The sequence below is a fragment of the Bradyrhizobium sp. WBOS08 genome, from assembly GCF_024585125.1.
In the GTDB taxonomy this organism is placed as follows: domain Bacteria; phylum Pseudomonadota; class Alphaproteobacteria; order Rhizobiales; family Xanthobacteraceae; genus Bradyrhizobium; species Bradyrhizobium japonicum_B.
The window spans coordinates 6,484,028-6,509,806 of the sequence record NZ_CP028988.1 but is presented as its reverse complement, the minus strand read 5'-3'; the positions used below and the strand labels follow the sequence as shown (position 1 = coordinate 6,509,806).

Genomic DNA, 25,779 nt, shown 5'->3' with positions numbered 1-25,779 from the left:
GAGCGCAGCGAAGCAATCCAGAGTCTTTCCGCGGCGGCAGTCTGGATTGCTTCCCTGCGCTCGCAATGACGGGAGGTGAGAGCGCCACTCTCCAATTCGCATTCCGCCGCTCTGCGACGTCTGATACGGTCCACGACGCCGGTGTTCTGGAAGGTCGAGAAGTAGCGCGATGTACGATGTCATTGTTGTCGGCGGCGGCTCCGCCGGTGCGGCGGTTGCGGCGCGGCTGTCGGAGGATCCCGCGCGGCGCGTCCTGTTGCTCGAGGCGGGCCGCGACTGGCGCGCGGACGAGGCACCGTGGGAGGTGAGGACGCCGAACCCGATCCCGATCATCCACAAGCGCGAGTACCAGGAGAAATGGCAATGGCCTGATCTGCTGTCGCGCCGGGTGGCGGGGCAGGAGCCGCGCTTCTACTGGCGTGGCAAGGGGCTCGGCGGCTCGTCGATGATGAACGGCCAGATCGCGATCCGAGGCGTTGCGGACGCCTTCGACGAATGGGCCGCCAATGGCTGCACCGGCTGGTCGGCCAGGGAGGTGATGCCGCTGTTCTCCGTGATCGAGGACGACCTGGAGTTTGGCGATGCCGCGGGCCACGGAAGCGGCGGGCCGCTGCCGGTCTATCGCGCGCCGCTGGACACGTGGGGACCGATCGATCGCGGCTTGCGCGATGCGGCACTGGCGAGCGGCTATCCCTGGTGTGCCGACCTCAACGGCCCAGACGGTGAGGGGGTCGCCTGCTATCCCATCAACAGCCGCAACTTGCGCCGCATCAGCACCAATGAGGGTTATCTCGAGCCGGCGCGCGGCCGCGCCAATCTGGAGATTCGCGGCCATGCGCTGGTCGATCGCGTGCTGATCAGCGAGGGCCGCGCCACCGGCGTTCGCGTTCATAGCGAGGGGCAGGGCAGCCACGAGATCGCGGCGCGGCAGATCGTACTGTGCGCCGGCGCCATCCACAGCCCGGCGATCCTGCTGCGTTCGGGCATCGGGCCGGCCGAGGAGTTGAAGGCGATGGGCATTGTGGTCGCGCGTGACCTGCCCGTCGGCCGCCACTTCTTCGATCACCCGCTGTTTCGCGCCACGATCCAGCTCCGCGAGGAGTTACGGCCGACCGATCCGGACACCCGCCATACCAATTGCTGCGTGACCTATTCCTCGGGCCTCGCCGCCGGCGGCAAGCGCGACATGATCCTGATCGCCTTCAATCATCGCGGCATCGGCGTGCCGGGCGCGATCGGCGCCGGGCTGTTCAACGCGTATTCCCGCGGCACGCTCAGATTGGCCTCGCCCGATGCCGCGATCGATCCTGTCGTCGAGGAGAACATGCTGGCCGACCCCCGCGACATGCTGCGCATGATGGATGCGGTGAGGCGCCTCGCGGTGATCACGTCGCAACCGGCGCTGTCCGGCATCGCCGACTGGATCCGGCTCGCCGACACCGACCTGACGCTGCCGCAGGCCGCCAGCCTGCCGGACCGCGAGCTCGACGCGGTGCTGCGCCGTGAGACCGGCGACATCCAGCACGCCGCCGGCAGCTGCCGCATGAGCGGCGTCGATGATCCCGATGGCGTGGTCAATCCTGATGGCACGGTGAAGGGCATTTCCGGCCTGCGCGTCGCCGACGCCTCAATCATGCCGTCCGACTGCCGCGCCAACACGCATTTCACCACGGTGGTGATCGGAGAAGCGATCGCGCGGATGATGATGAGGTAGTGCGACAAAGACGATGGTGGCGGTGTTCGCCGCTCCCTCCGCGTCATTGCGAGCGCAGCGAAGCAATCCAGGGTCTTTCCGCGGAGGCAGTCCTGGATTGCTTCGCTGCGCTCGCAATGACGGAACAAGGGGCGGGACCGTCGCTCTTGAATTCTCATTTCATACAGCAGACACACTACCGCCTTCTCGCGGCGCATGTCGCCCGAGTTTTGCGTCTCGCACGCCCTCGACAAAGACAAGGGCGCAGGGAAGGCCGGGCGCCGGCGGCACCCGAGATCCGTGCGCGATAAAAGATGCACACGGGGTGGACCCACAGGTGTTGCCGGTCGCCCGGCCTTCCCTGCGCGAATGGTTTTAACGGTGTCCTTCGTGCTCTCCTCGGGGAGCGTTGCACTATTGCCCCCGTCGCCTCGCCGCTGATCGATGCGCGTACCGGTCGGCCGCCACATCACGGCAAGGTTTGACGCCAGAACCCCGGGCGCCGGGACCACACGACTTCTCCGTCCGCGCACGTCCTCGCATGTCGATCCGAGGGGTGGCGTGTGCTCGCCCCCGGAGCCATGCGAAGACGCTGTCAGCGCCGTGTCGTATGCGCGGCAAGCCATTGCTCACGGTGTCCCGCCCTGCAATGCGCGCTCGCGCCGACGCCGTCGCGTCCATCGCTGCCCGGCCCGCGGTTCGTGACGATCGCGATCCGCCCCTCGTCTCGGGCCAGGGTGTTTTGCTTGTACGACAAATCCGAAATTCGGTAAAGTGGAATATTTTGCGCGACGGGGCTTGACAGGCGGCTTGGTCAAACTGACCGGGCTGTTTTGCCCGACGGGCACGCGAACGTGACAGCCCGGCCCGCAAAGACCGCCGCAAGCGCTTGCAGCGGCTTTGCATGTCCGTGAGCCAATGGCGTTCAGATCGTCTGGCCGCCCGAGACTTCGATCCGTTGCCCCGTCACCCAACGATTGTCCTCGCTCAGCAGGCTCGCGACCATCGGGCCGATATCATCGGGGACGCCGACGCGGCCCAGCGCAGTCATGGCGGCGAATTGCTTGTTCACGTCGGCATTGTCACGCACCAGGCCGCCGCCAAAGTCGGTTTCGATCGCGCCGGGCGCAACGCTGTTGACGCGGATGCCACGCGGCCCAAGCTCCCTGGCCATGCACACCGCCATCATGTCGGCGGCGGCTTTCGCCATGGTGTAGACGGCGAAGCCCGGATAGGTGACACGCGTCAAGCCGCTGCCGATGGTGACGATCGAGCCACCGTCCGCCATCAGCGGCAACAAGGCCTGGGTGAGGAAGAATACGCCTTTGACATGCAGATTCATCTGCTGATCGAACTGCGCCTCGGTGGTCTCGGCGAGCGGGGCGAAGAGGCCGTCGCCGGCATTGTGCACGAGATAGTCGAAGCTCTCGCGGCCAAATGTCTCCTTCAGCGTCTGGGCCAATCTTCGTGCGAAGGCGGGAAATTCGGCGACGTCGGCGCTGTCCAATTGGAAGGCCGCGGCCCGGCGTCCCAGCGCCTTGATCTCGGAAACGGCACTCTCCGCGAGGTCCGCACGGCTCCGGTACGTGATGATGACATCGCTGCCCTTGCGCGCGATGTTGACGGCCATGTTGCGGCCAAGGCCGCGGCTCGCACCGGTGACGATTGCAATTTTAGCCATGTGATGTCTCCTTCGTTTGACACGGCGAAGGTGGCACGCACCGCGGCATTCGCGTTGCCGGATCCTTGAGCCTTCTTGCCTATTCCTCCGAAGGTCCGGAAGCATCGCTCAGGCCGCGCCGGCGCTGCGTCGAACGATCAAATCACAATGCCCAAAGTTGGAGCAGGCCGGCCATGTTGCCGGAGCCCGCGGTTGGTATAAATTCGCGGAATGACGACCTTGCTCGAAACGGTTCGCCGCTATGCGGATCTGCATTCAGACCAGAATGGCGCGGCCAGGACGCCGATCCCGGGCCTTACGGCCATCCGGGCGCTGACGCCGGGCCAGCTCCAATACGCGATCAACCGGCCGCTCGTCGCGCTCGTCCTGCAGGGTCGCAAGCGCGTCACGATGGGAGCGCACAGCTTCGATTTCGGCGCCGGGGAGTCGCTCCTGATCTCGGCGGATGTGCCGACCGTCAGCCAGATTACCCGCGCCAGCGCCAAGGCCCCATATTTGTCCCTGGTCGTCGAGCTCGACCCGGCGGTGATCGCAAGCCTGATCGTGGAGATGAACCTTGCTCCCGAGCAGCAAGGCATTCACGTGCGGGTCGATCCGACCGAATCCGAGGTTGCCGATGCCGCGCTGCGCTTGATGCGGCTGCTCGAGCGCCCGTCATCCCTGCCGGTTCTGCAATCCCAGTTCGTTCGCGAAATCCACTATTGGCTGCTGGCGGGGCGACACGGCGCGGCGATCAGGGCTCTCGGGGTCCCCGACAGCCATGCGCAACGCATCGCGCGCGCCGTCGCGATCATTCGATCCGAATACGCGAAGCCTCTGAGGGTCGAACGCCTGGCCGAAGCGGCTGCCATGAGTCCGTCCTCGTTTCACCAGCACTTCCGCGCGATGACATCGCTCAGTCCCCTGCAATTTCAGAAGCAGCTGCGGCTCATCGAGGCGCGTCGGATGATGTTGTCGGAGGGCTCCGACGTGAGCAGCGCGGCCTTCGGCGTGGGTTACGAAAGCGTCTCGCAATTCACCAGGGAATACGGGCGCTTGTTCGGGCTGCCGCCTGCCAGGGACATCAAGGCCGCGCTTGGTCAGTTGGAGACCGCAGCCTGAAGCCGAGCCGGGCGATCGCCAGCCGGGGCGCGCAAGGCCGGATGGCGTAGCGGCGATCTCCTCTTCCTAAATCACCCCCGCCAGCCGCAGCGCCACGCCGGCCGCGCAGCTTCCCGCCAGCACCGTCAGCATCCCCAGCTTGAACCGGAAGATCGCCGTCGCCGCCGCGATCGCCAGCACCAGCGCGGGGATGTCGACGCTCGTCAGCACCGGCCTGTCGAAGTTCAGCGGAAACGCCTGCACCGGCACCGTCTCGCGAAACAGCGTGTGCAGGGCGAACCAGATCGAGAGGTTGAGGATCACGCCGACCACGGCGGCGGTGATCGCGCTGAGCGCGCCGGCAAGGCCAATGTTGCCGCGCAGGCGCTCGATATAGGGGGCGCCGACGAAGATCCAGAGGAAGCAGGGTGTGAAGGTGACCCAGGTCGCGAGCAGGCCGCCGAGCGTGGCCGCCAGCATCGGCGACAGTCCGCTGGGGTCGCGATAGGCCGCCATGAAGCCGACGAACTGCAGCACCATGATCAGCGGGCCCGGCGTGGTCTCGGCCATGCCGAGCCCGTCCAGCATCTCATGCGGCTTCAGCCAGTGATAATGATCGACCGCCTGCTGGGCGACGTAGGCCAGCACCGCATAGGCGCCGCCGAAGGTGACCAGCGACATTTTCGAGAAGAACAGCGCGATCTGGCTGAAGACGTTGTCGTGCCCGAGCAGCACGAGCAGCGCGATGACCGGCACCAGCCAGAGCGCCAGCCACAACGTGGCGACGCGGATCGCGCGCGCGATATCGGGCTTGACGTGGTCGGGCACGGCCTCGCCGAGCATGCTGTCGATCGCGGCGCTGCCGCCAGGGCCGTGACCTGCCGGCGCAAATTCCGGCCGGCCGCTGCGCGCGCCGGCATAGCCGATCAGGCCCGCGGCGATGATGATGATCGGGAAGGGCACCGCGAAGAAGAAGATTGCGACGAAGGCGAGGGCTGCGAGCGCGATCATGATGCGGTTCTTCAGCGCGCGCCTGCCGACGCGAACCACGGCCTCGACCACGATGGCGAGCACGGCGGCCTTGAGGCCGAAGAACAGCGCCTCGACGAAGCTGACATTGCCGAAGGCCGCATAGATGTAGCTGAGGCCCATGATGGCGATGATGCCGGGCAGGATGAACAGCCCGCCCGCCATCAGCCCGCCGGCGGTGCGATGCATCAGCCAGCCGACATAGGTCGCGAGCTGCTGCGCCTCCGGGCCCGGCAGCAGCATGCAATAATTCAGCGCATGCAGGAAGCGGCCCTCGGAGATCCACTTCTTCTCCTCGACCAGGATGCGGTGCATCACCGCGATCTGGCCCGCGGGCCCGCCGAAGCTCAGACAGGCGACGCGAAGCCAGACGCGGAAGGCTTCGTTGAAGCTGATGCCGTGACCGGCATCAGCTCCTGCTTGAACGTTGCGGATGTCCATCAAGCCTTCACCTTGTTGGTCGGCCAGTTGTGGGTCTCGGCCGTGGCATCGCGACACCAGCGGTAGAAGGCATCATACAGCAACATGCCGGCCTCGAGCTGGGCGAGGTCGTCGTCATACATCCGCGACAGCCCGAGCGAGGCCGCGAGCAGGCCGGGTGCCTCCGGCGCCAGATCCGGCCGTGCGGTGTCGGCGCCGCGCACCAGCGTCGCCAGCCGGAGCAGGGCCGGGGTGGCGATGCCGAACTCCTCGATCATGACGTCGAAGGTGCAGAGCTCGCCGCGGTGGCTCCAGAACACGTTCTCGATGTCGAACGGCGCCGCATTGAAGCGCTCGCCAACGGCGACCACCTCGGAGGGGGCGACATAGAGGAACACCGCGCTGGGATCGACGAAGCGGCGGATCAGCCAGGGGCAGGCGATGCGGTCGACCTTCGGCCGCGCCCGCGTCACCCAGACGGTGCGCCCCCTGGCGTCGCGCGGCGGCAGCTTGCGAGCGTCGACCAGCGGCAGCTTGGCCGCTTTCCAGCCCTCGAAGCCGTCTTCGAGGGTTTCGGCGTCGGCGCCGAGCTGTCTCAGCCAGGCGGCTGTGCCTTGCGCCAGCTTGGCGCCGCGCAGGCAGGAGACGATGGCGGAGCGGCCGGCAAAGTCGCCGCCCCATTCCGCGACGGTCTCGTGGCTGAGCTTGATCGAGCCGGGGATCAGCCGGCGGTCGGCGGCAAAATCCTCCTCGGTGCGGACGTCGATCAGGACAGGAGTGTTGGCCGTGCCGATCAGGCGCGCCAATTTATCGGATGATATGGTCGTGAAGCTAGACATGTTGCGTCCTCGCAAGAAACCAACGGGACGCGATGCTTGGGCTTGTCGCCTCGTGGGGAGATCGCTCAAATCCCCATGACGCAGATTACATCGAAACTAAGAAGCACTGTCAACCGCAGGGACGATTGGACCTTAGAAAATTGGTGCCCGCCGTCTATATTTGCGCGCCGACAGAGCTGAATCTTCCGGAGATTTCGATGCATTCCCATTCCATCGAACAATGGACCCATGACCACGCCTTCCTGGGCGAGCAGCACGACGCCAACGAGCGGCGCACCTGGCTCGTGGTGGTGCTGACGCTGGTCATGATGGTCGGCGAGATCGTCGCGGGCTCGTTGTTCGGATCGATGGCGCTGCTCGCCGACGGCTGGCACATGGGCACGCATGCGGCCGCGCTCGGCATCGCCGCCTTTGCCTACCGCTTCGCGCGCCGGCATCTGGGCAATGCGCATTTCACCTTCGGCACCGGCAAGTTCGGCGATCTCGCCGCCTTCGCCAGCGCGGTCATCCTGGGCCTGATCGCGGTCGAGATCACCTATGAGAGCGTGCTGCGGCTGATCAATCCGGTGCCGATCGTCTATGGCGAGGCGATGGCGGTGGCCGTCCTCGGCCTCGGCGTCAACCTCGCCAGCGCCTGGCTGCTGCGCGGCAGCCATGATCACCATCACGGCCACGAGCACGGCCACGCCCACGCCCATGACGATCACGACGATCATGACCACGATCACCATCACCATGGCCATCACCACCATCATCACGACAACAATCTGCGTGCGGCCTATGTCCATGTCGTGACCGATGCCGCGACCTCGGTGCTGGCGATCGCCGCGCTGGCGGTCGCCATGGTTTCGGGATGGGTCTGGGCCGATCCGGCCGTAGGCCTGATCGGCAGCGTGGTGATCGGGGCTTGGGCGTTCGGCCTGATCAAGTCATCGGGTGCGGTGCTGCTCGACGTGCGCGCCGACGAGAAGCTGGAGCGGGTGATCCGCGCGCGCATGGAGATCGGCGACGACCGCGTCACCGATCTGCATCTGTGGCAGGTCGGTCCCGGCCATTGTGCCGTGCTGCTCTCGGTGGTGTCGGACAAGCCGCAGCAGCCGGCGGTCTACAAGCGGCGGCTCGCCGGGCTGAAGGGCCTCAGCCACGTCACGGTGGAGGTCGAGACCTGCCCGCATTGATCTGGGGGCGATCGCATACGCTCCGCGGCGAGGCCGGAGCAAGCGCCTCGTCCTTCGAGACGACCGCTGCGCGGTCTCCTCGATGAGGCTGAACTGCGTCGGTGCGCTTCGAGACTGTCGCCGCGCACTCCGCCCTCATCCTGAGGGCCCGCCAATGGCGGGCGTCTCGAAGGATGCGCCGCGGAGAAGGCTGCTTCAGTCCTTGAGCGGTCTCGTGCGGATCAGGAACAGCGCGGCCAGCGCCGAGAGGCTGAGCGCGGAGGAGACGATCAGCACCTTGGCGCCCATGAGATCGATCAAGAGGCCGAAGGCCAGCGGCGCCACCGCCTGGGCCATGCGTGCCGGGGCGCCGATGATGCCGAGACGGTAGCCGAAATCCTTCGGGCCGAAGATCGACAGCGGCAGGGTGCCGCGCGCGATCGTCAGGATGCCGTTGCCCGAGCCGTGGAACAGCGCGAACGCGCTCGCCGCGGCGCCGCCGAAGATCGCCACGATCACTGCGCCGATCGGATGGGTCAGGCTGGCGAGCCGCGTCGACCACAGCGGATGGAAGCGGCTGAGGAAGCCGGCCTCCAACATGCGTGCGCCGACTTGCGCCGGGCCGATCAGGGCGCCGGCCGCGATCGCCTCGGCCGGCGTTGCGCCCGTCGCCTCCAGGATGCGGGGGAAATGCGCGGCCATGGCGCCGGTGACGGTCCAGACCGCCGCGAAGATGAAGGCGAGCAGGAGCATGGTGCGGTCGAGCGGCAAATGCGGTTTCTCGGCCGTGGCCGCCGCCTGCTTGGCGCCCTTGATCGCCGGCAGCATGAAGAAATTGAGCGGCAGTCCGATCAGGATGTTGGCGGCAGCCCAGGCGAAGCAGGTCTCGCGCCAGCCGATATGGGCAAGGCCCCAGGCGGTGAGCGGCCAGCCGACGGTGGACGCAAAGCCCGCCATCAGCGTGATGCCGGTGATCGGCCTGCGCGCCTCGGTGCCGTAGATGCGCCCCAGCGCGGCGAAGGCGGCGTCGTAAAGCCCCATCGCCATGCCGATGCCGAGCACGAGCCAGGCGATCGCCATCACCGCGACCGAGTGCGAGAGCCCGAGCAGAACGAGACCGGCGGCAATGGTCAGGTTCGAGGCCGACAGCACCTGGCGGCCGCCGACGAGATCGATCTGCCGCCCGATGCGCGGGCCGAGCATCGCCGAGATCACCAGCGAGGCCGAGAACGCGCCGAAGATCCAGTTGGAGGAGACGCCGAGGTCGCGCGCCATGGGATCGGCGATCAGCGCCGGCAGGTAATAGCTCGAGGCCCAGGCCAGGGTCTGCGTGGTGCCCAGCGCCAGGATGATCGGAAGCTGCCGCTGGCTCATCGGCGCGTGCTTCCGATTCTGGCCGACAAAATCATCATCGTCGGCATTTGCTCCCGTGCGGCGAGGGCGTCAACCGCAGCCTCGGCATATTCGACCTGCGCGGGACGGGAGCCTTGCGTGTGCGGCTTTGCGCCTTTCGTCCGTCACGAATGCACGCCATAATAGCGCATGCAACCAGCTTCCCGCCTTTCCTTGATAAACTGGATCGCCAGCCAGGGGCTCACGGGCCTGCCCGAACAGGACCTGCTGCGCGGCTTCTGCGAGCGCTGCTGCGATGAAGGGCTCGACCTGTCGCGCGGTCTCGTGATCATCGACACGCTGCATCCGATCTATGAGGGCCGCGCCTTCCGCTGGAGCGATACGCCGAGCAACGAGAGCGACGTCGTCGAATACGGCTCGACGGCGGAGGGTGACGCGGCCAAGAACTGGCGCCGCTCGGTGTTCTACCATTTGCTCGAGCATGGCGAGGACGAGATGGTGATCGATCTCGCCGAGGCGCCGTCGCTGGATTTTTCGCAGATCGACGACCTCGCCGAAGGCGGCCACCGGCATTTCCTGGCTTTCGTGCACCGCTTCGGCGAGAGCGGAGCGCTCGGGCAGATGGACTGCCTCTACTCCTCCTGGACTACGCGGCGCGACGACGGATTCACCGAGGCCGAGCTTGCCGCGCTGCGCGATCTCGTGCCCGTGCTCGGTCTCGCGATCAAGTCGGCGCAACAGGTCGACATCGTGCGCACGCTCGGCCGGGTCTATCTCGGCCGCGACGCCTCCGAGCAGGTGCTGCGCGGGCGCATCTCGCGCGGCGTCACCGAGCGCATCAATGCCGTGCTCTGGTACTCGGATCTGCGCGGCTCGACCGGGATCAGCGAGAGCATCGGACCCGACGAGATCATCCCGTTCCTCAACGACTATGCGCAGGCCGTGATCGACGCCATCCACGAGGCCGGCGGCGACGTGCTCAAGCTGATCGGCGACGGCGTGCTTGCCATGTTCTGGGGCGAGGACATGGCGGATGCGCGGCGGGCGGCGCTGCGCGCCGAGCACCTGTTCCGCAAGAACATCGCGGCGCTCAATGCCCGCCGCGCAGCGGAGGGGCGACCGACCACGTCAGCCTATATCGGCCTGCATGTCGGCCAGGTCTTCTACGGCAATATCGGCAGCGAGGACCGGCTCGATTTCACCGTGGTCGGCCCGACCGTGAACGAGGTCAGCCGCATCGCTGCGATGAGCCGCTCGGTCGACCGCGAGCTGCTGGCGTCGTCCGAGTTCTACCAGGGTCTCGATGCCGCCGGTCGCCGCTATCTCGTCTCCACCGGCCGCTATGCGCTGCGCGGCATCGGCCGTGCGCAGGATCTCTACACCCTCGATCCCGAGGTCGATGCAAGCGAGCCGGTGACGGGAAGCTACGAGCGCTATCTGGCGAATTAGGCTTCGCTTGCTCCGTCATTGCGAGCGCAGCGAAGCAATCCAGACTGTCTCCGCGGTGGGATTCTGGATTGCTTCGTCGCTGCGCTTCTCGCAATGACGGTGGGGGCTAGCACCGCGCCGCGACTTCATCCCCCACCATGTCCGGCTGACGGTCGAGCGCCACGGCGGGCGAGAGCCAGATCACAAGGGCCTGCACGCCGAACACGGCGGCCGCCAGATAGAGGCATGCTTCCGCGCTCCAGAGCCCGCCGACCACCGCGCCCAGCACTGAACCGAGCGGGCGGGCGCCGTAGCTCATGATGTTGATGGCGGAGACGCGTCCGAGCAGGCGCGGCGGCGTCACCGACTGGCGCAACGTCGTGGTCGAGATCACCCACAGGATCGGCCCGACGCCGAGCAGGAAGAAGCTCAAGGCCGCGAGCCAGGGCGAGGGGACCAGCACCGTCAACGCCATCACGACCGCGGCAACGAGGCCGGTGACCGGGCCGAGGCCGACCACGGTGCCGAAGGCGATGCGCCGCATCACGCGGGTGGCGAGCAGCGCGCCGATCACCATGCCGACGCCGTACATCGTCAGCACCGTGCCGACGCCCGCGGCGGTGAGGCCGAGATGGCGCACGGCATAGGGCACGAACACGGCGATCTGCAGGAACCAGCCGGTGTTGAAAATGAACTGGGTGATGAACACCGGCCGCAGCAGCGGATGGTGAAACACGAATGCGGCGCCTTCGCGGATGTCCTGCAACGGATGACGGCGCGGCGCCGGCGCGCGGGCCGGTTCGAAGATGCCGGATAGCAGCACCACCGCGAGCGCCGACAGCGCCGCGGCGAAGCCGAAGGCCGGGCTCGCACCCCACCAGCCCACCAGCGCGCCGCCGAGCGCGGGCCCGCTGGCGAAGGCGACGGTGCGCGCCAGCTCGATCCGCGCATTGGCTGCCGGCAACAGCTCCGCGCTCACCAGCGAGGGCACCAGCGCCGGCGCGGCCACGCTGTAGACCACGGTGCCGCACACCGCCGCGAAGCCGAGCAACGCCAGCAGCGGCAGATTGAGCGCGCCGAGCGCCAGCAGCAGCACGATGACCGCGAGCGCCACGGCCCGCACCGCCTCGGCTCCGGCCATCAGCGAGCGGCGCGAGATGCGGTCGGCGAGCAGGCCGGCGGGAATGGCGAACAGCACGAAGGGCAGGGTCAGCGCGGTCTGCAACAGGCCGGTCTGGCCTTCCGCGACCCCGAGCGTGAGCACCGCGACGATGGGGGCGGCCGCCAGGGCGATCTGTTCGGCCGACTGCGCCGCGAGGTTGGACCAGGCGAGGCGGCCGAAGGTGTCGGGGAGGCGAGGCGGGTTTGACATGGCTCATGTCCTGCACAGTCGGGTTGGCGCCAGTATTCGGCGCGGGGGCCGCCAAACCCACCCGCTTCCCGACAAGGAGGGCAGATGACAGCCAGTCCGAGAGCCCATGCCACCAGATGCAGTTGCAAATGAGTTGCAATAAGCTTCGATTACGGTATTCTCGCCGAATGGATGCCCGATCGCCTGATTTGACCGACACCGCCGGCTGGCGCGCTGATGCGCCCGTCACCAAGAGCCTCGCCGAGGTCAACGCCACCATCGCCCTTCCGGCCGCCGGCCGCTGGTGGCGACGGCTGCTCGCCTTCGTCGGCCCGGGCTATCTCGTCTCGGTCGGCTACATGGACCCCGGCAACTGGGCGACCGACCTCGCCGGCGGATCGAAGTTCGGCTACACGCTGCTCTCGGTCATCCTGCTCTCGAACCTGATGGCGATCCTGCTGCAATCGCTTGCGGCGCGGCTCGGCATCGTCACCGACCGCGACCTCGCCCAGGCCTGCCGCGCTACCTATTCGCCGGCGGTGAACTTCCTGCTCTGGATCGCCTGCGAGGCTGCGATCATCGCCTGCGATCTCGCCGAGGTCATCGGCACCGCGATCGCGCTGAAGCTCCTGTTCGGCATTCCCCTGGTCGGCGGCGCACTGCTCGCCGCGCTCGATGCCTTCCTGCTGCTGCTGCTGATGAACCGCGGCTTCCGTTTCCTCGAAGCCTTCGTCATCGCGCTGCTGGCGGTGATCGCGGTCTGCTTCGCGGTCCAGATCGCAGCCGCGGCGCCGCCGGTCGCCGAGGTGCTGCGCGGCTTCATGCCGAAGAGCGAGATCTTCACCAACCCCGAAATGCTCTACATCGCGATCGGCATCATCGGCGCGACCGTGATGCCGCACAATCTCTATCTGCACTCCTCGATCGTGCAGACGCGCGCCTATGAGCGCAACGACGAGGGCCGCCGCGAGGCGATCAAATGGGCGACGACGGATTCGACCATTGCCCTGATGCTGGCGCTGTTCATCAACGCCGCAATCCTCGTCGTCGCCGCTGCGACCTTCCACAAGAGCGGCCATTCGGATGTCGCCGAGATCGGGCAGGCATTCGAGCTGTTGTCGCCGCTGCTGGGCCTCGGCATCGCCTCGACGCTGTTCGCGGTGGCGCTGCTCGCCTCCGGCCTGAACTCGACGGTGACGGCGACGCTCGCCGGCCAGATCGTGATGGAAGGCTTTCTCGATCTGCGCCTGCCGAACTGGGCGCGCCGCCTGCTCACGCGCGGCATCGCCATCGTCCCCGTGATCGTCGTCACCGCGATCTATGGCGAGCGCGGCACGGCGGATCTGCTGGTGTTCAGCCAGGTCGTGCTGTCGATGCAGTTGCCCTTCGCCGTCATCCCGCTGGTCCGCTTCGTTTCCGACCGGCGCAAGATGGGCAAGTTCGCGATACCGCGATCGGTCGCAGCGATCGCCTGGATCGTCGCGGGCGTGATCGTGGTCCTGAACCTGAAGCTGTTGTTCGATACGTTCTTTGGATGAGCGCAGGGACGGCCCGCTGCTTTGATGCGGAGGCCCTGCGAGGAGCTGGTTCCCGCGCGAGCCCGGCCATATCCGTTATGGGCGCACTAAGCTGAGCCCTTTTCCGAGTTCCGCACCGTGCGGCGGCTTTTGCCGCGAACTCGCGAAGTACGGCTTTTCAATTGGTGCGAAGAGGTTATACTACCTTCAATTGCTGATAGGCCGAAGACTGCTCGTAGACTGCTCATGGGCCCTATTATGACATTGCGTTTTTCAGGATTGATTTCTTTCCCGGCGGGATAATCGGCGGTCCCGCGCCGGAGTAAGTGCGCCGATCGCATCTTCTCCGGTTACGTCTAAGGGTTGTGCGCGATCTCGGCGCGCGGAGCCGGTGGCGAGGCCATTGGCTTGACGGATTGATTTTGACTGCGCGGGTTCACGTCCGGTGAGGGACGATGATCAGGCCAGTATGCGTTGATTGCTGCGTTGAAGTCATTGATGAGTGAGTACAGCCGTGACCAAGTGTCCCGCATGTTCGGCCCGTGTTTCTCGCGAGCATCGCTTCTGCTCTCAATGCGGCGCGCGCCTCGATCGTGCCGTCGATCGTGCCTTGGAGCAGCCCTCCGTTCCAGTCGCCAGCACACCTGACCGCGAGCCGCGGGTTGTCCCGCTGCACGATTACACCGCGGTTCGGTCACAGATGCTGACTGAGAACAAGCAGGTCAGCGTTCTCTTCGTCGACGTATGCGACTCGACAGCCCTGCTCCAGCACTCCGACCCCGAGGAATCCCGCAATTATCTCGGCAGGACCCTCAACCATCTGGCCGAGGCGGTCGGGACCTATGGCGGCACGGTGAGCCAGTTGCTCGGCGACGGGCTCGTCGCCTTGTTCGGCGCGCCGTTGGCGCAGGAGGATCACGCGCTGCGGGCGTGCCTTGCCGCCCTCAAGATGCAGCGGGCAACCATTCCCGGCCACGCGGTTCAGGGCGTGGCCAGCCCGACGCTGCGCATCGGCATCAATTCCGGCGAGGTCCTGGTCGGCGTCGTCGGACAATACGGCTGGTCGCACTACGGTGCGGACGGCAAGACGATTCACCTTGCATCGCGGCTCGAAAAGATGGCCCCGCCCGGCGGCATTCTGATCAGTGCCGCGACGCAGCGCCTCGTCGCGCAGCAGATCGACACGCGGCCGGTCGGGCTGCGCTCGGTTCGAGGGCTGGACGATCCGGTCGAACTCCATGAGGTCGTGGTCGCCACCGAAAGCTCGGCGGCGGCGCCGCTGACGCGCAAGCAGCGCTGGGCGCCCCTGGTCGGCCGCGAGGAGTCCTTGCGGATGCTGGCCGGGGATCTCGACATCGTTCGAACCGGCGCGATGCGAACGATCGGGCTGTGCGGCGATGCCGGCATCGGCAAGTCCCGCTTGATCGCCGACTGGATCGCCGCGCTTGCAGGTCAGGGCATCGACGTCTGCCTTTCGCAGGCGAGAGGCTATGCGAGCGCGCGCGCCTACAGCACCGCCGCGGACCTGATCGCGAGCCTGGCCAGATTGCCGCAAACAGGCATGACGGATGCCCAGTCCATTGGGCGCACCCTGGTCGCCGAATGGGCCCCGGAAGGCGCCGCACATCTCGCGGCGATCAATGACTTGCTGGATCTTGCGGCGCCGGACCAGGCCTGGCTGGCGCTGAACCCGGTCCAGCGGCGGCGTCGCATCGGCGAGGCATTGCTGTGGCTCGTGCGCAGACGCGCCCAGGCGGGCCCGTTCGTGCTCGTGCTCGAGGACGTTTTCCTGGCCGACCGCGAGAGCCGGCGGCTGTTCGAGGCCCTGCTTCCAAAGCTCCAGGGATGGCCGATCCTGGTCTGCGTCAGCTATCGACCCGATTTCGACCATCAGTGGCGCGAGGCGCCGTGGTTTGCAGAGCGGATGATCGAGCCTCTCCGCGACGGCGAGATGCTCAGGCTCGCGCGCGCCCTGCTGGGGGATGATCTGTCCGTGCTCGGCATCATGAACGAATTGGTCGCGCGCGCCGACGGCAATCCCTTCTTCCTGGAGCAGTTGGTCATTACGCTGATCGACGACGGATCGCTCGAGGGAACGCCGGGTGCATACCGTCTGCAGCGGCCGCCCGGAGAGCTGCGCGTGCCGGGCTCCATCGCGGCGGTGATCAGTGCGCGCGTCGACAGGCTGCCCGACGCCGCCAAATCCGCGCTCGAGGCCGCGGCGATCCTTGGCGACCCCATCACGCGCGAACTGATCGCCGCGATGCAGGCCGTGGACCCGGGGCGAGCCGAAGAATTGCTGGGTCTGTGCGTTGCGTCCGGGTTGCTGGCGGGGCCGGATCAGGCACGCGGTTCGCTCGAGCAGCACGCGTTCGCGTTTCGCCACGCATTGGTGCGCGACGTCGTGCTCGCCGCTCTCACGCGCGCGCGGCTGAAGGCGCTGCACCGGCAGGCCTTCCTGGCGCTGCATGCGCGGCCATGGGCGGCTGAAGCGGATGTCGCGCCGGCGCTGGCACACCATGCCTTCAAAGGGGAGGAATGGGAGCAGGCGGCGAGATTCACCGTCAAGTCGATGGCCCGTGCCATCTCGCGCTCGGCCAATCAGGAGGCCCTTCAATCGTTCGAGAAGGGACTTCATGCAGCCCGCCGTGTCGATGACGCCTCGATCGCGCAAACCCTGGAGCTCGCGCTTCGGCTGGAAGCGATCGGGGCGATGCTGGCTCTCGGCCAGATCGACGACATCTTCCGCAACATGGAGCGTGCGGAAGCCATCGCGGTGCAGCTGAACGATCAGCGCGCACGAGCGGCGGTGTCGACCGAGACGGCGGTGTTCCTGTGGATGCGCGGACGCTTCGAGCAGGGCCTGCGGTATGCCTCACAGGGTCTGGAGGCGGCCCGCCTGGCGCAGCGCCGCCACATGATGATGGCGGCGCATCAAACCCGCCTGATGCACCTCCACGCTCTCGGTCGGTATGCAGAGGCCGCCGTGGAAGGCCATGTTCTGCTCTCCGACTACGGACCGGAACTGTCGGCGCATGTCGTCCAATCCGGATGGGCCGCCATTCCCATCGTCAATCTCTATGCGTTCCATGCCAGCACGCTCTGGCGACTGGGCGACAGTGCAACCGCCCACATGTTCTGTGCCAAGGCCTACGAGATCCTGTCGAACATCAACCATCCCTATTCCCGGCTGCTGATCGACACCGTCCAGTCGCAGATTTGGATCGAGGGCGGGGAGCTCGATCCAGCCGAGACCTTGATGCGGGCCGGCGTGCAGCAATGCATGACGCACAACGTCCCGACCATGCTTTCGGTTTGCACGGGCGTTCTCGGTAGCGCGCTTGCGCGCAACGGCAAGGCCGCCGAGGCGGCGACGATGCTGGAGAACGGGTTCGCCGATCGCATCTACGAGGCGGCCGGACCCTACGGCAGGACGTTCATGCGCGTGAGCCTGGGCGTCGCCTATCGCAAGCTCGGTCGGCTCGACGATGCGATCGCGGTCGGTCGCAAGGCCGTCGAGGAGACGGCAGAGGAATACGGTCACCAGACCGAAGCGCTGTACGAGCTGGCGGAAACCTTGCGGCACGCGGGCGATCTGGCCGGCGCCGAAGCCAATTTCAAACGAGCCGCCGAGGCGGCGGACCGTCTTGGCATGCCCTACTATCAAAGACAGGCCGCCGCGGTCCTCGCAGATTGGCGGAAGGACGGGTATGCAGCATGAAGCTCTCGACCTATGAACCCGACGCGTTGCCGCCGGGAGCGCGCCGTCTCTCCTATAGCCTGTTCTGCTGGCTCAACCGCCACACGACCGTCTTGCGTGCATTCGGCTCACTGCTGCGACTCTGGCCGTCGGTCGGAGGCCGGCTTGGCCTTGCGGCCCGCGCCAGTGCCGTCAGGGACGTGCTGACGCGTACGCGCAGCTTCTCCAACACGGCGCATGCCGCCAACATGGTGTCCGGGGACTATCTCATCGGGATGGATCCCGGCCCGACCTATTCGGCCGATCGCGATCTGGTCCATGCGCGGTTGGCGGCGCTGGACGTTCCCGCCGATTCCGATGCCGAGGCGCAGCGACGGATCAAGGCTCTGAGCGGGCGCGGGGGCGAATTCGACCTGATCGAAGACTACCTGATGTGGGTCGTCTTCCACGCCATGCGGCCGCTGTTCGGCGCGGCCACGGGTGCGGTGGTGGCGGGGTCGGCGACCGACGCCGCACGAGGCGATGTCGACGAAGGCCTGCAACGGCAGTACATGCTCGAAATCCGCTATGTCGCGGGGCAGCTGCTGGCTGGCAGCCTGGCGACGCTCGATCTTCGGCGACGGGCGGAGGCCTGCGGGGATGCGCTGCAGGCGCGGATCGATCGCGTGAGCGGCCCGATCGGCGCCGCCTGGGGCGTCAAGAGCGCCTCCGAGGACATTGAACGGAATGCGGTCGGCCTTGCCTGGATCTCGCATCCGGTCACCGTTCAATCTGGAGCCCTCGCTGTCCAGGAGCTGCTGGGACGAACCAAGGTCTACGAGGAGCTGCGATCGAAGGCCGGCAAGCTCGGCGAGCCCGGCGTCTGGACCGATCCCGAGTTCCGCACGATCGTGCGCAACCATGTGCTCGAGCTGATGCGCTTTCGGCCGATCTTTCCGCTGCTGGCGCGCGACGTGCCGCGCGACACCGAAATGATGACCGGAGCGCGGTACAACGCCGGATGCCCGGGCGGCGGCAAGGTCTCGCTGCTGTCGATCGCCGCGCTGTTCGATCCCAGCGCTGTTCCCCAGAGCGGCCGCTTCTGCCCGAATCGCGATTGGGGCGAGCACGATGCCTTGCGGTATCTCATGTTCGGATATGGCTACCGCCAATGTCCCGCGCGGGATCACGCGGTGGAGATCCTGACCAGCTCGCTGATCGGCCTGCTCACCCTGCCGCGGCTGCAACTGGCGCGCGGCGAAGGCAAGGCCATCGCCTATGACGGGCCGCTGATGCTGCGCATGCGCATGCGTACCACCTGAGTGAGCGGAGGACGGGGCCATGCTCGAGATCGTCCGGCAGCAGATGATCTGCATCGTTGCGCCAGGCTGGAGCGGCGGAGCGGAAATCCCAAAGCAACTTCACGATGCATTGGATGCGCTGCTGGAGGACGTCGCGGTGGTGCACTTCGCCTCGATCGGGCTGCTCCCGGCCTTAGGCGGCGCCCCGAACCAGCAGCCGTCGCTCGTGCTCGAGCTTGCGGTGGAGGAGGGGTTGCGTCCCTACGACCTGCTGTATCGGCTGGTCTACCATCCCGACGGCGCGATGTGGACGCTGTTCGGAGCCATGGTCGCTCCCGATGTCGCCGCGCCCACAGCCAAGGACAAGGAGCAATTGCTGAACCAGCTGATGAGCTGGCACAGCATCGCCACCGGCGGCTTCGTCGGCGCGCGCGACCGTTCGGTCCGGCAGATCAAGATGGAGAGCGACCTGCTGGATCAGACGCGCATCGAAGCGCGAAAGCTGAAGCCGAAATACGGCAACGACCGCACCGCATTCGCCCTGGCGCTGGCGCGGTGGGCTCACGCCAATCCCCGTTTCGAGTGGGCGGTCAAGCCCGCGCCGCGATCCTATTGGCGCGGGAAGGGGGCGAGCATCGGTGCGAAGCTCGCTTATCCCGTGGCGGCGATCGTGCTGTGGTTCGTCGTGCTCGGGATCGTCTGGGCGCTTCCGCGGGCCTACAACTGGTTCTTCGGCGAGCCGGGGCCGGTGGGGCGGGCCATCGAAGACGCCGTCACCAGGACGAGCGAATGCCTGCTGACGATGACCTGGCACGGGCTGCTGGCGTTCGCCGTGATCGTATTCATCGTCTGGCTGTTCCTGGTGCCGCTGCCCGCTCAATTCGTGTCCTGGCGGCGCTGGCTGAACAGCGTCCAGCAGGAGCTCGATCGGCCGACCCAGACGCTTTCCTCCCTGGCCACCTATGTGGGGGGCTGGCTGATCGGCGTGCCGGTGCTGCTGGCCGTCGCCGCGTGCGCCCTTGCCTACACGTTCGCGCCGCTCGCCTATGCGGTGGCACCGGACTATATGGCTCATGTCGTCGAGCCGAAGCTGCCAAAGCTGACCGGATTGCAGATCATCGGCATCGCCGTCGTCGCGATCGCCGCGGTGCTTTGCATCGGTGCGCTGTTTCACTGGCTCAACGGCCGCTTCAAGAAGCTGAGTGAGCAGTTCTTTCATCCGCTCGAGGACGACGTTCCGCGCGCCCAGCAGATCCATCCGACGATCGAGCGATGCGAGGCCGATCTGGTCGATGGAACCCAGCACATGTTCAGCCTCACGGAGCTGCGCGGTCCGCGATGGTGGAGCGCGTGCTGCATCCGGATGGCGCTGCGCATCGTGACGTTTGCCGGACGCGTGTTCTTCACGCAAGGCTGGCTCGGCAACGCGCCGGGCATCCATTTCGGGCATTGGCACATCATCGACAACGGTCGGCGCTTTCTGTTCTGCTCGAACTATGACGGCAATTTCGGCGGCTATCTCGACGACTTCATCAACGGTGCGGCCGCCGGCACCACGCTGGCCTGGCGCTGGACCGAGCTGCGTCCACGTGCCCCGGCGCTGCCCGGACTGCCCGGCATCGCGCAACCGCGCAGCTTTCCGCCGACGCGCTTCGTGGTGTTTCGCGGCGTGAAGTGCGAGCTGAGGTTCAAGTCCTATGCGCGCGACAGCATGCTGCCGCATCTCTACCATTTCGACGCCTGCAACCGGACAGTCGACCAGATCAATCTCGCCACGGGGCTGCGCGACGCCTTGTTCGGCGAGCGTAACGGCAAGAACGACGATCTGATCATGAGGGCCATCGAGACATGAGGCACGCTCCACGTCTCTCCGAACAAAGCCACGACATCCAGGCCATGTTGAAGAGCGGCTTCGGCTCGCTCACCACCAGCCGTTTCAGGCTGCTGACGATCCGCGACGAGAGGCTGGCGAAGACATGGCTGGCGCAACTGCTCGACACCGGCCTGGTCGCCAGCGCAGAACAGGTCGGCAAGCCGAAGCAGGAGAAGCAGCAGAGGGCGCCTCTCGATGCCGTCGTCGCGATCGGCTTCACCTATTCGGGGCTGGTGAAGCTGGGCTGCCGGGAAACCAGCGAGCATCCGTTTCCAACGCCGTTCCGCAGCGGCATGGGCAGCGAATTGCGCGCCAAGCTGTTGCGGGACGAAGACCGGCACTGGAGCTGGACCGATCGCGAAGGCCCCGGCGGCGGCGAGGTGGTGCACATCCTGCTGGCGGAATGGAAGATGCGCGGCGTGGCTTCGCGGCTGCCCGCGATCGATCCGAGCGCCTTCTCCGTTATCGAGGTCGGGGAGGATTCCGACTTCTTCGGCGCGGATGGCAAGCTGCGTGAGCCGTTCGGGTTTCGCGATGGGCTCGCCCAGCCGGTGATCAGGGGCCTCAGGGACCAGGATGGCGAGAGCTTCAAGCAGGCGCGAGAGGGAGCTCGCGATCTCTATGACGACCGGGTCGTGGAGCCGGGCGAATTCATCCTGGGCTATCGCAACGAGTACGACGAGCTGACCTTTTGCCCGAACGTGGAGGGATGGAGCAGTGCCAGCGGGCGGTTCACCCTGAACGGAAGCTATCTTGCCGTACGTCAGTTCGCGCAGGATGTGGCCGCCTTCGAGGCGTTTGAGGCCGCGCATGCGGACTTCGCGGCGGCGAACGGCGTCTCGGCGGGCGAGAAGCTGATGGGGCGCCGGAAGAACGGGCTGCCGTTGTCATGGAAAGGCGATCCGGCCGTGCCCGTGTCGGATTCGGCTGCCGATGCATTCCGCTATCGCGTCGAGGACGCCAACGGTTTCATGTGTCCCAAGGGCGCCCATGTGCGCCGCTCCCATCCCCGGGACTCGCTCGGCACCGACGTGCAATCGAGCATCAAGTCATCCAAGCTGCACCGGTTGCTGCGGCGTGGGCGGCCCTATCGCGAGACGTCGGGCCACCAAGGCATTTTCTTCATCGCCTGCAACGCGGACCTGGAGCGGCAGTTCGAGTTCATCCACCAGCGCTGGCTGCAGAACCGGAGATTTGGATCGCTCGAGAGCCAGGACGACCCGATCGTGGGATCGCAGCCGTGCCCGAAGGCCTTCACCATTCCCGGCCAGCCGAGTGGCGGCGAAGTCTCGCTGAGGCAATTCACGCAGACGCTCGGCGGCGGCTACTTCTTCCTGCCGGGGATCGCAGCGCTGAACTTCATCGCACGCGCTTGAGCGCGCTCGAGGTTGTTGCCTACGGGTGAGCTTTGCGGAAGACGCTTCGCGCTCTTTCCGGATCGCGCCTCAATCCTGCGGCTCGGACGCGGCATCGCCCTGCGCGTCGATGCGCAGCCAGCCGGAGGGCGCGAGGCGCTGCTGCGGCAGGAAACGGGCCTTATAGTCCATCTTCTTGGAGCCCTCGATCCAATAGCCGAGATAGACGTAAGGCAGCCCCTGCCGCCGGGCGCGGGCGATGTGGTCGAGGATCATGAAGGTGCCCATCGAGCGGCTGACCTGGCTCGGCTCGAAGAACGAATAGACCATCGACAGGCCGTCGCTGAGCACGTCCGTGAGCGCGACGGCGATCAGCTCCTCGCCGCGGCCGGTGATGCCGCTGTCGGGGCCGCGCTTGCGGTATTCGATGATGCGGGTCTCGACATGGCTGTCCTCGACCATCATGGCGTAGTCGAGCACGGTCATGTCGGCCATGCCGCCATGGCGGTGGCGGGCGTCGAGATAGGCCCGGAACACGGAATATTGCTCGGAGGTCGGCACCGCGCTGCGCTGCTCGCCGATGATGTCGGAATTGCGGGCCATCACCTTGCGGAAGTTGCGCGAGGGTCGGAACTCGTTGGCGACGACCCGGACCGAGACGCAGGCGCGGCACTGGTCGCAGGCCGGCCGGTAGGCGATCGACTGGCTGCGGCGGAAGCCGCCATGGGTCAGGAGGTCATTGAGGTCGCCGGCCCGGTCCCCAACCAGATGCGTGAACACCTTGCGCTCATGCCGGCCCGGTAAATACGGGCAGGGGGAGGGCGCCGTAAGGTAGAATTGGGGGGTGTCGCGCGAGTGCTGGGTCAAGGGACGTCGTGGGCCTCCGAAGTGAATGTCAGCATCGCGCTACGGAAGCCCCTGGTCAATCGGTCTGCTCGGCGGGTCGGATCGGACAGCTTTAGTCGTTCCTGGTTGACAGGTCCTTGATCACCAGCTTCTGGCGCCCTGTGGCACCGGTGCGCGGACGGAATTGTTGATCACGACCGTTCCCAGCACAAAATCGTGCAGCAGCCGCCGGCGGCCGTTGAACAGGCCGACCAGCACCACGAAAGGCGTCAGGAACGAAACCGTCACCCAGAACAGCACGGCATGGGTGGCGCCGAGCACGAAATAGCCGGGCGCGCCGTACCAGGTGCGCAGCTCCAGATCCATCAGCCGCATGCCGATGGTCGCCGACGAAGGCCCGCCGATGCAGGCGCCGTAATAGACGATGGCCCAGATGACCGAGGCAGGCCAGGCCAGCCAGAACAGCGCCCAGCCGATGCCGAGCGTCACCGCGCCGAACAAGGCGATGAAGATATAGCCGAGGATGACAGGCACGGAGATCACGACCATGTCGATCAGGAAGGCGAACACCCGCCGCGTCGCGACGCCCCGGAACAGCTCTGGGTGCAGATAGGGATCGTAGGCGTGCGGCTGCACCCCGCCATCATTGCGCCAGGCGCCTGAATTGCCCGAGTCGTACGACATCGTCCGTCCTCCCAGGGGGAAACAGAGGGAAAACCCTCGAGGCAGGACATGGGAATAGGCCATCTCCGTGCCAAGGGCGCGGACATTAACAAGCCGAAATATTCCGGCGATTCGGGGGCGGGGAGGCTGTCGGTTTGAGCGCCGACAATGTCGCCACCCCGTGGTGTCATCCCGCGAAAGCGGGGATCCATAACCACAGGGAGCGGTTTGGGCGAAGATAAGAAATTGATCCCGCGTCGATACCAACACCGCGCATCATCGATAGATCACGCGGTATGGGTCCCGGCGTTCGCCGGGACGACGGCGGAGTTAGACTTGGCTTCGCAGCTTCTCCGCGGCCTTCGGCGCGAAGTAGCTCAGCACGCCGTCGGCGCCGGCGCGCTTGAAGGCGAGCAGGCTCTCCATCATCGCGCGCTCGCCGTCGAGCCAGCCGTTGTTGGCGGCGGCCGCGATCATCGCGTATTCGCCCGAGACCTGGTAGGCGAAGGTCGGCATCGCGAACGTGTCCTTCACGCGGCGGACCACGTCGAGATAGGGCATGCCGGGTTTCACCATCACCATGTCGGCGCCCTCGGCGATGTCGAGCTCGACCTCGCGCAGTGCCTCGTCGCTGTTGGCGCTGTCCATCTGGTAGGTGCGCTTGTCGCCGGTGAGCGTCTTGGCCGAGCCGATGGCGTCGCGGAACGGGCCGTAGAAGGCCGAGGCGTATTTGGCCGCATAGGCCATGATCTGTACGTCGAGCAGTCCGGCGCGGTCCAGCCCCTCGCGGATCGCGGCGACGCGGCCGTCCATCATGTCCGAGGGCGCGATGATGTCGCAGCCGGCCTCGGCCTGCACCAGGGCCTGGCGCACCAGCACGGCGACCGTCTCGTCGTTCAGGATCTTGCCGTCGGCAATCAGGCCGTCATGGCCGTGGCTGGTGAAGGGGTCGAGCGCGACGTCGCAGAGCAGGCCGATCTCCGGAAACTCCTTCTTGATCGCGCGCACGGCCTGGCAGACCAGATTGTTCGGGTTGGTCGCTTCGGAGCCTTCCTCGTCGCGCAGGGACGGCTCGGTGTAGGGAAACAGCGCGAGGCAGGGGATGGTGAGCTTCATGGCGCGCTCGGCCGCGCGCACCGCCTGGTCGACGCTGAGGCGCTCGACGCCGGGCATCGAGGCGACCTGCTCGCGCTTGTTGTTGCCGTCGATCAGGAACAGCGGCCAGATCAAATCGTCGGTGCTGAGCACGTTCTCCCGCACCATGCGCCGGGCCCATTCGGCCTTGCGGTTGCGGCGCGGCCGGACGGTCAGATCGAGGGCATGGGGCACCGCAGTGCCCTCGCGGCGCGAGACCTCGCGCAATTCGATCGGACGTCCGTATTTGATCGCCATCACTCTTCCTCCGGCTGGAATTATTCTTATACCAGCTCGCACGGTTCCCGTCACCGCGGCTTGACCTGCCGCAAGGCAGAATTGACCTGAGGGGCAGCCGATTGATTTTGCGGGGCGAAGCAGCCAGAAGGGGGCCATGTCCGAGATCTCCACCCGCGATGCGGCCCGCGACAGCGCCAGGGACGCGACCAGAGACCACGCGATTTCGGTCGCGGCGATCTCGTCGGAGCGGGCCGAGTCCGACGACAATGTCTGGACGCGCCGCCTGGTGCTGTTCCTGCGGGTGATGGCGCTGCTCTCAATCCTGAAAGGTCTCTACCACTGGGCGCAGGTGACGGGCTTTGTCGGCGGCGAGGACGAGGCGTTCGAGAACCAGTCGATGGCCTGGCAGGCCGCCACCGTCTACTTCGCCGTGATCGAGCTCGTCGCCGCGGTCGGATTGTGGCTGGCGACGCCGTGGGGCGCGGTGGTGTGGCTGACCACCGTGGTGTCGATGGCGGTGATCGAGCTGATGTTCCCGGGCATCTACGGCGGCAGCCTGATCGTCGTCGGCGTCGAAGCCGCCATGCTCGCCGCCTATCTCGCGCTGGCCTGGATGGCCGCGCGCGAACGGCCACCGTAGCGCCGTCATTTCCACGCGCACTCCTTCGTCCCCCCGGACGCAATGCAGCGCGCCCCTGGCGATGCGCGGCATCGTCCAGATCGGCGTGATGCGTTGCAGAGCCGGGGCCTATCTTGTTTCCAACATCTCGTTTGCGGCTCCTGGGTCCCGGATCTTCGCTTCGCTCGTCCGGGACACGAGCGCGGAGTTGTGCGCGTTTGGTTGACTGCTGGTTGCCTAAAATTTGCAGTAAGTTTTCGTTGACCAGCCGGTGCCGCCACAGCCGTTACGCGCCCGTTTCGAAACCGGGCAGGCCTGTTCTGGAATGCGACAACAGGGGCGGACGGAGGGTGAACAGGAGCTTGCGAAGGTCAACAGAGGCTTTCGAAAAGTGCTTGTGGCACAGGCTTAATCCGCAATTCACTGTCTTAAATTCATGATCTCTTTATTCTCTTATTTAAGCCGATCTTCAAACGCGCCCCTTAAGTTGCACCTATCAGGCGGGACACAAGTTTCGTCGA

At 66.3% G+C, this 25,779-nt stretch carries 18 protein-coding genes; 10 read left to right on the top strand and 8 right to left on the bottom strand.

The features are described from left to right. Nucleotides 1–169: 169 nt before the first annotated feature. Complete coding sequence (locus tag DCM80_RS30630) at nt 170–1,714, top strand: GMC family oxidoreductase (RefSeq protein WP_257195075.1); 1,545 nt, start codon at nt 170–172, stop codon at nt 1,712–1,714. Between the two features lie 904 nt (nt 1,715–2,618). Here DCM80_RS30630 and DCM80_RS30625 read toward each other — a convergent pair. Continuing rightward, nucleotides 2,619–3,374: an SDR family NAD(P)-dependent oxidoreductase gene (locus DCM80_RS30625; RefSeq protein WP_257195074.1), complete on the bottom strand. Its 756-nt coding sequence runs from the start codon at nt 3,372–3,374 to the stop codon at nt 2,619–2,621. Nucleotides 3,375–3,584: 210 nt separating this feature from the next. Between DCM80_RS30625 and DCM80_RS30620 the strand changes: the two genes are divergently transcribed. Then, nucleotides 3,585–4,475: an AraC family transcriptional regulator gene (locus DCM80_RS30620; RefSeq protein ID WP_257195073.1), complete on the top strand. Its 891-nt coding sequence runs from the start codon at nt 3,585–3,587 to the stop codon at nt 4,473–4,475. 66 nt (nt 4,476–4,541) lie between these two features. On the opposite strand, the gene chrA is transcribed toward DCM80_RS30620, so the two are convergent. Both chrA and DCM80_RS30610 read right to left on the bottom strand, forming a co-directional pair. After that, nucleotides 4,542–5,924, bottom strand: coding sequence for a chromate efflux transporter (gene chrA, locus DCM80_RS30615; RefSeq protein ID WP_257195072.1), 1,383 nt, complete (start codon nt 5,922–5,924; stop codon nt 4,542–4,544). Beyond that, the gene (locus DCM80_RS30610) at nt 5,924–6,742 is read right to left on the bottom strand and encodes a chromate resistance protein ChrB domain-containing protein (protein WP_257195071.1); all 819 of its coding nucleotides are present in this window, start codon (nt 6,740–6,742) and stop codon (nt 5,924–5,926) included. The genes chrA and DCM80_RS30610 overlap by 1 nt, the downstream gene beginning before the upstream one ends. Before the next feature lie 197 nt (nt 6,743–6,939). Between DCM80_RS30610 and dmeF the strand changes: the two genes are divergently transcribed. Further along, on the top strand, nt 6,940–7,920 hold the full coding sequence (gene dmeF, locus DCM80_RS30605) for a CDF family Co(II)/Ni(II) efflux transporter DmeF (RefSeq protein ID WP_257195070.1): 981 nt from the start codon (nt 6,940–6,942) through the stop codon (nt 7,918–7,920). A gap of 195 nt (nt 7,921–8,115) precedes the next feature. Here dmeF and DCM80_RS30600 read toward each other — a convergent pair whose 3' ends face one another. Next, the gene (locus DCM80_RS30600) at nt 8,116–9,273 is read right to left on the bottom strand and encodes an MFS transporter (RefSeq protein WP_257195069.1); all 1,158 of its coding nucleotides are present in this window, start codon (nt 9,271–9,273) and stop codon (nt 8,116–8,118) included. A gap of 168 nt (nt 9,274–9,441) precedes the next feature. Between DCM80_RS30600 and DCM80_RS30595 the strand changes: the two genes are divergently transcribed. Beyond that, nucleotides 9,442–10,701 carry an adenylate/guanylate cyclase domain-containing protein gene (locus tag DCM80_RS30595; protein ID WP_257195068.1) on the top strand — a complete coding sequence of 420 codons (1,260 nt, stop codon included), beginning with the start codon at nt 9,442–9,444 and terminating at the stop codon, nt 10,699–10,701. 106 nt (nt 10,702–10,807) lie between these two features. Here the strand turns inward: DCM80_RS30595 and DCM80_RS30590 are convergent, their stop codons facing one another. Next, complete coding sequence (locus DCM80_RS30590) at nt 10,808–12,052, bottom strand: MFS transporter (protein ID WP_257195067.1); 1,245 nt, start codon at nt 12,050–12,052, stop codon at nt 10,808–10,810. A gap of 167 nt (nt 12,053–12,219) precedes the next feature. On the opposite strand from DCM80_RS30590, the gene DCM80_RS30585 reads away from it, so the two are divergent. The 5 genes from DCM80_RS30585 (at nt 12,220) to DCM80_RS30565 (ending at nt 21,777) form a co-directional block, all read left to right on the top strand. Next, entirely contained in the window at nt 12,220–13,569 is a 1,350-nt protein-coding gene (locus DCM80_RS30585; protein ID WP_257195066.1) for an Nramp family divalent metal transporter, read from the top strand. A 589-nt stretch (nt 13,570–14,158) separates the two neighbouring features. Then, nucleotides 14,159–17,269, top strand: coding sequence for an adenylate/guanylate cyclase domain-containing protein (locus DCM80_RS30580; RefSeq protein ID WP_257195065.1), 3,111 nt, complete (start codon nt 14,159–14,161; stop codon nt 17,267–17,269). Continuing rightward, complete coding sequence (locus tag DCM80_RS30575) at nt 17,266–18,549, top strand: cytochrome P450 (protein WP_257195063.1); 1,284 nt, start codon at nt 17,266–17,268, stop codon at nt 18,547–18,549. Before DCM80_RS30580 ends, DCM80_RS30575 begins: the two co-directional genes overlap by 4 nt. A gap of 19 nt (nt 18,550–18,568) precedes the next feature. Then, entirely contained in the window at nt 18,569–20,380 is a 1,812-nt protein-coding gene (locus DCM80_RS30570; RefSeq protein WP_257195062.1) for a hypothetical protein, read from the top strand. Then, on the top strand, nt 20,377–21,777 hold the full coding sequence (locus tag DCM80_RS30565) for a Dyp-type peroxidase domain-containing protein (protein ID WP_257195060.1): 1,401 nt from the start codon (nt 20,377–20,379) through the stop codon (nt 21,775–21,777). Before DCM80_RS30570 ends, DCM80_RS30565 begins: the two co-directional genes overlap by 4 nt. Before the next feature lie 69 nt (nt 21,778–21,846). Here the strand turns inward: DCM80_RS30565 and DCM80_RS30560 are convergent, their stop codons facing one another. From DCM80_RS30560 to hemB, 3 genes are all read right to left on the bottom strand, one after another. Further along, on the bottom strand, nt 21,847–22,623 hold the full coding sequence (locus DCM80_RS30560) for an arginyltransferase (protein ID WP_254131951.1): 777 nt from the start codon (nt 22,621–22,623) through the stop codon (nt 21,847–21,849). A 120-nt stretch (nt 22,624–22,743) separates the two neighbouring features. Then, nucleotides 22,744–23,286: an RDD family protein gene (locus DCM80_RS30555; protein ID WP_257195059.1), complete on the bottom strand. Its 543-nt coding sequence runs from the start codon at nt 23,284–23,286 to the stop codon at nt 22,744–22,746. Nucleotides 23,287–23,595: 309 nt separating this feature from the next. Further along, nucleotides 23,596–24,657 (bottom strand): porphobilinogen synthase, encoded by a 1,062-nt coding sequence (hemB, locus tag DCM80_RS30550; RefSeq protein WP_257195058.1) that lies wholly within the window; start codon nt 24,655–24,657, stop codon nt 23,596–23,598. A gap of 136 nt (nt 24,658–24,793) precedes the next feature. Between hemB and DCM80_RS30545 the strand changes: the two genes are divergently transcribed. Beyond that, entirely contained in the window at nt 24,794–25,279 is a 486-nt protein-coding gene (locus tag DCM80_RS30545; protein WP_028135986.1) for a DUF6163 family protein, read from the top strand. Nucleotides 25,280–25,779: the final 500 nt, after the last annotated feature.